The sequence below is a fragment of the Acinetobacter sp. RF14B genome (assembly GCF_006864105.1).
Lineage (GTDB): Bacteria > Pseudomonadota > Gammaproteobacteria > Pseudomonadales > Moraxellaceae > Acinetobacter > Acinetobacter lwoffii_C.
In genome coordinates this window covers 1-258 of the sequence record NZ_SMTB01000283.1, presented here as the reverse complement: position 1 = coordinate 258, position 258 = coordinate 1, and the positions used below count along the sequence as shown (strand labels likewise).

At 42.2% G+C, this 258-nt stretch carries 1 protein-coding gene; it reads right to left on the bottom strand.

Annotation, left to right across the window (positions count from 1 at the left end):
• Nucleotides 1-211, bottom strand: a 211-nt coding sequence (locus E2K52_RS14985; protein ID WP_151205749.1) for a helix-turn-helix domain-containing protein, incomplete at its 3' end; no start/stop codon positions are given.
• Nucleotides 212-258: the final 47 nt, after the last annotated feature.

Below are 258 nucleotides of genomic sequence, written 5' to 3'. Positions count from 1 at the left end.
TTCTTTTGGGATTAGGACAATGCCGTCTGCGAGCTAATTTATGGGCATGTTGAGCGAAATAACCATTCCTTGCCCGATTGCGTGCTATTTCTCTGGAAATAGTGGAAGGTGAGCGATTTAGCCTCCAGGCGATATAACGCTTAGAAAAACCTTCACGTAACAATGTGGAAATCTGATATCTTTCTTCTTGAGTAAGATGAGTATAGTTCATGATGCAACTTTGACTTTGGTCGGTCGGAAGCAAAATGCTAGCTCATC